The 8627-nt window shown below is 66.1% G+C and carries 7 protein-coding genes; 4 read left to right on the forward strand and 3 right to left on the reverse strand.

Annotation, left to right across the window (positions count from 1 at the left end):
- The first annotated feature begins 300 nt into the window (after window positions 1-300).
- On the forward strand, window positions 301-1443 hold the full coding sequence (locus AC5O77_RS21160; RefSeq protein WP_478058781.1) for a mechanosensitive ion channel family protein: 1143 nt from the start codon (window positions 301-303) through the stop codon (window positions 1441-1443).
- Between the two features lie 56 nt (window positions 1444-1499).
- Here the strand turns inward: AC5O77_RS21160 and AC5O77_RS21165 are convergent, their stop codons facing one another.
- The 3 genes from AC5O77_RS21165 to typA are packed head-to-tail and all read right to left on the reverse strand — an operon-like array spanning window position 1500 to window position 5490.
- Entirely contained in the window at window positions 1500-3122 is a 1623-nt protein-coding gene (locus tag AC5O77_RS21165; RefSeq protein ID WP_049401441.1) for an amidase, read from the reverse strand.
- Window positions 3123-3163: 41 nt separating this feature from the next.
- Entirely contained in the window at window positions 3164-3631 is a 468-nt protein-coding gene (locus tag AC5O77_RS21170) for a DUF2127 domain-containing protein (RefSeq protein WP_423164360.1), read from the reverse strand.
- 11 nt (window positions 3632-3642) lie between these two features.
- A complete protein-coding gene (gene typA / locus AC5O77_RS21175) occupies window positions 3643-5490 on the reverse strand; it encodes a translational GTPase TypA (protein WP_032129766.1) in 1848 nt (615 codons plus the stop codon).
- 273 nt (window positions 5491-5763) lie between these two features.
- Between typA and AC5O77_RS21180 the strand changes: the two genes are divergently transcribed.
- From AC5O77_RS21180 to AC5O77_RS21190, 3 genes are all read left to right on the forward strand, one after another.
- Window positions 5764-6255, forward strand: coding sequence for a peptidylprolyl isomerase (locus tag AC5O77_RS21180; protein ID WP_004153629.1), 492 nt, complete (start codon window positions 5764-5766; stop codon window positions 6253-6255).
- Between the two features lie 118 nt (window positions 6256-6373).
- A complete protein-coding gene (locus tag AC5O77_RS21185) occupies window positions 6374-7360 on the forward strand; it encodes a malate dehydrogenase (RefSeq protein WP_427785274.1) in 987 nt (328 codons plus the stop codon).
- Between the two features lie 158 nt (window positions 7361-7518).
- Complete coding sequence (locus tag AC5O77_RS21190; RefSeq protein WP_478058778.1) at window positions 7519-8133, forward strand: RluA family pseudouridine synthase; 615 nt, start codon at window positions 7519-7521, stop codon at window positions 8131-8133.
- The last annotated feature ends 494 nt before the right edge of the window (window positions 8134-8627 follow it).

Below are 8627 nucleotides of genomic sequence, written 5' to 3' on the forward strand. Positions count from 1 at the left end.
GTTTGTTTTGGGGGGGGGGGGGGGGGGGGTGGGGGGGGGGGGGTGTGGGCGTTTTGGGGTGGGCGCCCCTCTCTTTTGTGTTGTTTTGGGGGGCGCCCCCCCCCCCCCCCCCCACCCCGCCATCCCACGGAATGCCAGCTTCTGCTGTTGCTGTTTAGATTGCCGGCCAGCGGCCGGCACTACCGCAGGTGCAGGGCTGCAAGCCCTGCCGATCAACACCCTCCTTACGAACGACTGACGTGACACTCATGCGTCATGCGCGAGGCTGTCCGCTTGGCTGTTTGAGTGGAGGTGGCAACGGTGCACTGGCAAAGCGCACAGGCCTACGCATGGCCGTTGGGATTGGCAGCAGTAGTGGGTGGCATCGGCGCGTGGCTGATCCTCTGGATCTACCATCGATTGAAAGGGCGTGATCGCCGGCGTGCACGCATCGGTCGCGTGCTCGGGTTGCCACTGGCCACCGCATGGCCGCTGCTGTTGTTGATCCCCGCATTGCAGGCCACGCCACTGCAGGAGCCGGTGCTGGGCAACCTGCAGCATGTGCTGCACATCGCGCTGACCGCGTGCTTCATCTGGTTGCTGGTACGCGCGGTGGCGGCGGGCGAGCGCGCGATCCTGCGCAGTCATCCCATCGATGTCTCCGACAATCTGGAAGCGCGCCGCATCCAGACCCAGACGCGGGTGCTCAGCCGCGTGCTGATGGGCGGCATCATCGTGCTGGGCGCGTCGCTGGTGCTGTTGACTTTCCCGATGGTGCAGAAGATCGGCACCGCGCTGCTGGCATCGGCAGGCCTGATCGGCCTGGTGGCCGGTATCGCGGCCAAGCCGGTGTTCGGCAACCTGATCGCTGGCCTGCAGATCGCGGTGACGCAGCCGATCCGGCTGGATGACGTGGTGATCGTCGAGGGCGAGTGGGGCCGCATCGAGGAGATCGGCAGCAGCTATGTGGTGGTGCGCATCTGGGATGAGCGACGGATGGTGGTGCCGCTGACCTGGTTCATCGAAAACCCGTTCCAGAACTGGACGCGGCGCAGCGCCGACCTGCTCGGCACCGCGTTCCTGTGGTTGGACTACCGTGCGCCGATTGCCGCGATCCGCGCTGAGCTGGAACGCATCTGCCGTGGCGAAGCGCTGTGGGATGGCCGGGTCTGTGTGACCCAGGTGACCGAGACCAGCGAGCGTGCGATCCAGGTGCGCCTGCTGGTCAGCGCGCGCAGCTCGGGCGATGCCTTCGATCTGCGTTGCCTGGTGCGCGAGCGCATGCTCGATTTCCTAGCGCGCGAGCATCCGCAGTCGCTGCCGCAGGTGCGTGCGCGGCTGCAACACGAGGATGAGCTGGATATGCCGCGTGGTCCACGTGCACGCACCGCGGATGTGCGTTCGCCGGGTGCTGAAGATGGTGAGGCGGCGATCGCGCCGGTGGAGCCGGAACCCGGACGGTAGCGCCGGCCGCGGGCCGGCAACTCCGGATCTGCCGGCCAGCGGCCGGCACTACCGGATCACGGCTCGCCAGCGTCGATCAGTGCGTCGGTATCGAAGTGCGGTGGTCGCCGCGCGCGCGTGCGCTGCTCATAGGCATAGGCCATCTCGATCAGCTTCGGCTCGCTCCAGGCGGTGCCCATGAACAGCAGACCGACCGGCAGACCATCGATCTGCCCCATCGGCACGGTGAGGCTGGGATAGCCGGCCACGGCGGCGGCGCTGTAGCTTTCACCGGGGAAGTCGTCGCCTTCGCTGCGGATCGGCCATGCCACGCCGGTGGTGGGCGCCACCAGTGCATCAAGCTGGTGGGCGGCGAGGGCAGCATCGATGCCTTCCGGGCCGGCCAGCCGGCGCGCATCGCTGCGGGCGCGGATATAGGCGGGGTCGGCCAGGCCGGCGGTGGCATCGGCCTCCACCAGCAGCTCCTGGCCGAACAGGCCCAGTTCCTGCTTGCTGTGCGCCTGGTTGAAGGCGATCAGTTCGGCCAGGCTGCGCAATGGTGCGCGGTGGGTGCTGAAATAGCGCTCCAGCCCGGCCTTGAATTCGTACAGCAGCAGCGTGCGCTCGGCCTCGGCCCAGGCGCCCTGGTTGGGCAGCTCCACCGGCACCACCACGGCGCCGGCGCGGCGCAGCTCGGTCGCCGCCTGTTCGATCAGTGGCGGCATGCCACGGTACTTCAGCAGCGGTGTCTGCAGCAGGCCGATGCGCTTGCCGCGCAGGCCCTGCGGGTCCAGTCGCGCGGTGTAGTCGTAGACCGCGCGGCCGGGCATGGTCGCGGTGGCCGGATCGGCATCGTCGCGGCCGGCGATCGCGGTCAGCACGGCGGCAGCGTCGGCGACGCTGCGTGCCATCGGCCCGGCAGTGTCCTGGCTGAAGGAAATCGGGATGATGCCCTCGCGGCTGACCAGGCCGACCGTCGGCTTCAGGCCGACCACGCCGTTGATCGCCGCCGGGCAGACGATGCTGCCGTCGGTTTCGGTGCCGATCGCCACGCTGGCCAGGTTGGCGGCCACGGCCACCGCGCTGCCGCTGCTGGAACCACACGGCGAATGGCTGATGCGATAGGGGTTGCGGGTCTGGCCGCCACGCGCGCTCCAGCCGGAGATCGAATCATTGCCGCGGAAGTTGGCCCATTCGCTGAGGTTGGTCTTGCCCAGCACCACCGCACCGGCATCGCGCAGCCGGCGCACCAGGTAGGCATCGTCCGGACGGAAGCCCTGCAGGGCCAGCGAACCCGCACTGGTGGCCATCGGCGCGGCGTTGATGTTGTCCTTCAACAGCAGGGGAATGCCATGCAGCGGGCCGCGCAGGCGGCCGTCACGGCGTTCGCGGTCGCGCGCGGCGGCTTCCTTCAGGGCATCGGGGTTGAGCTCGATCACCGCGCGCAGGCGCGGCCCGGTGCGGTCCAGCGCGGCGATGCGCTGCAGGTAGGCCTGGGTCAGGGTGGTGCTGTCCAGTTCCCCGGCGGTCATCCGCGCCTGCAGGTCGGCAACATCGGTTTCGGCGTACGGGAACGGCACGTTGCGGCTCGCAGGTTCGGCCGCATGCGCGCTGGGCGTGGCCGGGCTGCAGCCAGCCGAAAGCAGCGCCGGCAGCGCGGCGAGCAGGCAGGTCAGCAGAGGCGGCAAGGACGGGCGCATGGGGCGGCTTGGTCGGCTCCAATCCCCAGTGTAGCCGGTGCTCAGCGGTGGCGCTTGCGCAGGTCGCGGGCGAGCACGTAGACCACGATCAGGTTGATCGCCAGGATCGTCCACGACGGCCAGCCGGGGTGGCGGATGATCGCGAAGATGTCGAAAGGCAGGTACAGGGCGGCGGTCAGGCAGCCCAGCCAGGAGGCCCAGGCCTTGGCCCGCCACAGGCCCCAGGCTTCGACCAGGTGCAGCAGGCCGTAGCCGATCATCCCCGCCGCGGCCAGGTGGACCGCGTCGGGGCCGATCATGTGCAGCAGCGAGGGCAGGGTGCCATGGTCCGGATCCAGGCTGAAACGCCGGATCAGGGCCATGATGCCGTGCCGTAGCGGCTGCGGTCCGAGCACTTCCAGCCCGGTGGCGGCCAACAGCGCCAGCATCGCCTTGCTCGCTTCGAGCAGGGCGATGACATGGAGACCCGGATGCCGGTGTGGATCCGGGTTGTAGCCGCTCAGGTTCACGGGGTGCTGGCTCAGCCGCCGCGCGAAGCCTTCTTGCGGTCGCTTTCGGTCAGGAACTTCTTGCGCAGACGGATCTCCTTCGGGGTGATCTCGACCAGCTCGTCGTCTTCGATGAAGTCCAGGGCCTGTTCCAGCGAGTACTTGATCGCCGGGGTCAGCTGGATCGCATCGTCCTTGCCCGAAGCGCGCATGTTGGTCAGCGGCTTGGTCTTGATCGCGTTGACGGTCAGGTCGTTGTCCTTGGAGTGGATGCCGACCAGCTGACCTTCATACACGTTGTCGCCTTCAGCAGCGAACAGCTTGCCGCGTTCCTGCAGCGGGCCCAGCGAGTAGGCCGGCGTGGTGCCCGGCGCATTGGCGATCATCACGCCGTTGATGCGCTTGGCGATCGCGCCCTGTTCCTTCGGGCCGTAGTGGTCGAACACGTGGAACAGCAGGCCCGAACCCTGGGTCAGGGTCTTGAACTCGTTCTGGAAACCGATCAGGCCACGGGCCGGGATCGAGTACTCCAGGCGCACGCGGCCCTTGCCGTCCGATTCCATGTTCTTCAGCTGGCCCTTGCGGGTGCCCAGCTTTTCCATCACGCCGCCCTGGTGGATTTCTTCGATGTCCACCACCAGCTGCTCGATCGGCTCCATCATCTGGCCGTCGATTTCCTTGATGATCACTTCCGGGCGCGACACGGCCAGCTCGTAGCCTTCGCGACGCATGTTCTCGATCAGCACCGACAGGTGCAGTTCGCCACGGCCGGAGACCAGAAACTTGTCGGCGTCTTCCAGCTGCTCGACCTTCAGGGCCACGTTGTGGACCTTTTCACGGTCCAGGCGGTCCTTGATCTGGCGGCTGGTCAGGAACTTGCCACCGGACAGGTCCTTGTTGCCGGCGAACGGCGAGTTGTTGACCTGGAAGGTCATCGAGATGGTCGGCTCGTCGACGGTCAGCGCCGGCAGCGCTTCCGGGGTATCCGGGGCGCAGATGGTGTCGGAGATGGTCAGCTCCTGGATGCCGGAGATGGCCACGATGTCGCCGGCCTCGGCGGTATCCTGCTCGATGCGCTCCAGGCCCATGAAGCCCAGCACCTGCAGCACCTTGCCGTTGCGCTTCTTGCCTTCACGGTCGATGACCGCGACCTGCATGTTCTTCTTCAGGGTGCCGCGCTGGATGCGGCCGATGCCGATCACGCCCACGAAGTTGTTGTAGTCCAGCTGGCTGATGCGCATCTGGAACGGGCCTTCCGGGTCCACTTCCGGACGCGGCGCGTGCTGCATGATCGCTTCGTACAGCGGGGTCATGTCGCCATCGCGCACGGTGTCTTCCAGGCCGGCATAGCCGTTCAGGCCGGAGGCGTAGACGATCGGGAAGTCCAGCTGCTCGTTGGTGGCGCCGAGCTTGTCGAACAGGTCGAAGACCTGGTCGATCACCCATTCCGGACGGGCGCCCGGACGGTCGACCTTGTTGACCACGACGATCGGCTTGAAGCCCATCGCGAAGGCCTTCTGGGTCACGAAGCGGGTCTGCGGCATCGGGCCGTCCATCGCATCGACCAGGATCAGCACGGTGTCGACCATCGACAGCACGCGCTCGACCTCACCACCGAAGTCGGCGTGGCCGGGGGTGTCGACGATGTTGATCCGGTTCTTGATGCCGGTCTTCTTGTCTTCCCAGGTGATGGCGGTGTTCTTGGCCAGGATGGTGATGCCGCGTTCCTTTTCCTGGTCGTTGCTGTCCATCACGCGCTCGGCGAGGACGGTACGCTCGGACAGAGTGCCGGACTGCTTCAGCAGCTGGTCGACCAGGGTGGTCTTGCCATGGTCGACGTGGGCGACGATGGCGATGTTGCGAAGATTTTCGATGGACATACGAAAGGGGGCCAGTCGGCGCCGGATTTGGAAAAAGAAGTCCAACATTATACGTCGAACTTGACGATTCGCGAAAAGGTGGATTTCACACCCGTCATGGGGCCCATTCAGCTGGGGGGCCGCGGCGCCGGTCGAGGCCGCCTGGCCTGCACCGCGGGGCCCCCCGTCCCGTGGCTGAAGCCCGGATCTGCGCCCATGGTCGAAGCCGCCGCCGCCACGAGGCAGGTGTAAACTAGGTGGCTAGACGCGTTCCCCTCTGCATCAAGGATCTTCATGTCCCTCATCGCCACTTTCGACACCACCCAGGGCCCGATCAAGGTCGAGCTGTTCGCCGACAAGGCGCCGCTGACCGTGGCCAACTTCGTGAACCTGGTCAAGCACGGTTTCTATGACGGCCTGATCTTCCACCGCGTGATCGCCGACTTCATGATCCAGGGCGGCTGCCCGCAGGGTCGTGGCACCGGCGGCCCGGGCTACAAGTTCGAAGACGAGAAGAATGGCGTGAAGCACGAGGTCGGCTCGCTGTCGATGGCCAACGCCGGCCCGAACACCAACGGCAGCCAGTTCTTCATCACCCACATCAAGACCGACTGGCTGGACGGCCGCCACACCGTCTTCGGCAAGGTCCTGGAAGGCCAGGCCATCGTCGATTCGGTCAAGCAGGGCGACGTGATCCATTCGATCACCCTGGAAGGCGACGTCGACGCCGTGCTGGCCGCCCAGGCCGAGCGCGTCGCGGAGTGGAACAAGCACCTCGCCGCCTGATCCCCCTTCGAAACGGCCACCCTCGGGTGGCCGTTTCCCTGTTCCCCGCCGCCCGCCAGGCCTGCGTGGCCACGCCCGCGGCGTCCCATCAAACGCTTGCAAGCAAGAGGAAACCCCCATGAAAGCACCCGTTCGTGTTGCCGTGACCGGCGCCGCCGGCCAGATCGGTTATGCCCTGCTGTTCCGCATCGCCTCCGGCGAAATGCTGGGCAAGGACCAGCCGGTCATCCTGCAGCTGCTGGAACTGCCGGTGGACAAGGCCCAGGCCGCCCTGAAGGGCGTGATGATGGAGCTGGAAGACTGCGCCTTCCCGCTGCTGGCCGGCATGGTCGGCACCGATGACGCCGAAGTCGCGTTCAAGGACGCCGACATCGCCCTGCTGGTCGGCGCGCGTCCGCGTGGCCCGGGCATGGAGCGCAAGGACCTGCTGCTGGAAAACGCCAAGATCTTCACCGCCCAGGGCGCGGCGCTGAACAAGGTCGCCAGCCGTGACGTGAAGGTGCTGGTGGTCGGTAACCCGGCCAACACCAACGCCTACATCGCGATGAAGTCGGCCCCGGACCTGAAGCCGGAGAACTTCACCGCCATGCTGCGCCTGGACCACAACCGCGCGCTGAGCCAGCTGTCGAACAAGCTCGGCAAGCCGGTCGGTGGCATGGAGAAGCTGGTGGTGTGGGGCAACCACAGCCCGACCATGTACCCGGACTACCGTTTCGCCACCGCTGATGGTGCGTCGATCGCCGATGCGATCAACGACCAGGAGTGGAACGCCAACACCTTCATCCCGACCGTCGGCAAGCGCGGCGCGGCGATCATCGAAGCCCGTGGCTCGTCCTCGGCTGCTTCGGCCGCCAACGCAGCCATCGACCACGTGCGTGACTGGGTGCTGGGCAGCAACGGCAAGTGGGTCACCATGGGCGTGCCGTCCGACGGTTCCTACGGCATTCCGGAAGGCGTGATCTTCGGCTTTGCCGTGACCACCGAGAACGGCAAGTACACCCTGGTCAAGGATCTGCCGATCGACGACTTCAGCCAGAAGTACATCGACAAGACCCTGGCCGAGCTGGAAGAAGAGCGCGCCGGCGTCGCCCACCTGCTGGGCTGATGCAGGCGGTACCGGCGCGAGCCGGTACGTCTTCCATCAAGGTAGGTACCGACCGCTGGTCGGTACGTGATCCAGAAGGTAGGTACCGACCGCTGGTCGGTACGCAGCAACGGGGAAGCTCAGGCTTCCCCGTTGCTGTTTGAGGAATACAGGAACTGATGATCCACCTGCATTACATCGACGACGCGCTGCTGGTGGCCGAGAAGCCGGCCGGCCTGCTGTCCGTGCCTGGCCGCAGCGCCGAGAACCAGGACTGCGTGGTCGCGCGCCTGCAGGCGCTGTACCCGGATGCATTGACCGTGCATCGCCTGGACCAGGTGACCTCCGGCCTGCTGCTGCATGCGCGCGGCAAGGAGATGCAGGTGGCATTGTCGATGCAGTTCGAGCGGCGCCAGGTTGGCAAGCGTTACGAAGCGATCGTGGAGGGGCTGCTTGAAGGCGATGCCGGCGAAGTGGACCTGCCGTTGATCGTGGACTGGCCGAACCGGCCGAAGCAGATGGTCGATCACGAACGCGGCAAACCGGCGCTGACACGTTGGCACGTAATGGCACGTGATGTTGAAGCGCAGCGCACCCGCGTGGCGTTGGAACCGATCACTGGCCGCAGCCATCAGCTGCGCCTGCACATGGCCAGTCTCGGCCATCCCATCGTTGGCGATGTGCTGTATGACGCCGCGTCGGCGCAGCGTGTGCATCTGCATGCGCGCAGCCTGCGGTTCACCCATCCGGTGACGGGCGAGGCGCTCGCGTTCGAGTCCGCGACTCCGTTCTAGGGGTTCGGCAGGGCTTGCAGCCCTGCACCTGCAGAATCAACGTCAACGTCAGAAGCGGGCTATCCGTGGGTTGGCGGGACGGTGTCGGAGTGCGGGGACGCCGCAAGTACGTCCCTGTAGGCTTGGCAGCCGCATCCATGCGGCTGACACCCCGCACTCCGACACCGTCCCACCTTCGACAGGTTCCCGCGGCTGTTGGTAACTGCGGCTTTGTTCCGCGCGGCTGTTGGTAGGTGTCGACCTTGGTCGACACGATTTTCCTTTCAGATATCGAATGAATCATCCACGCATGGCGTGGATCTACCGTGTCGACCAAGGTCGACACCTACCAGAGCAGTCGACCAAGGTCGACATCTACCAGATCAATACGCCTTTCCGACAGATCGCAGGAAACTGTCGAAGGCGGGGTGGGTCCGGTTGCGGGGGCGTGAGCCGCATGGACGCGGCGACCGAGCCTCCATGGACGGATTTACGGCTGTCTCTTATACACATCT

The organism is Stenotrophomonas sp. INTA L402-1 (assembly GCF_059295135.1).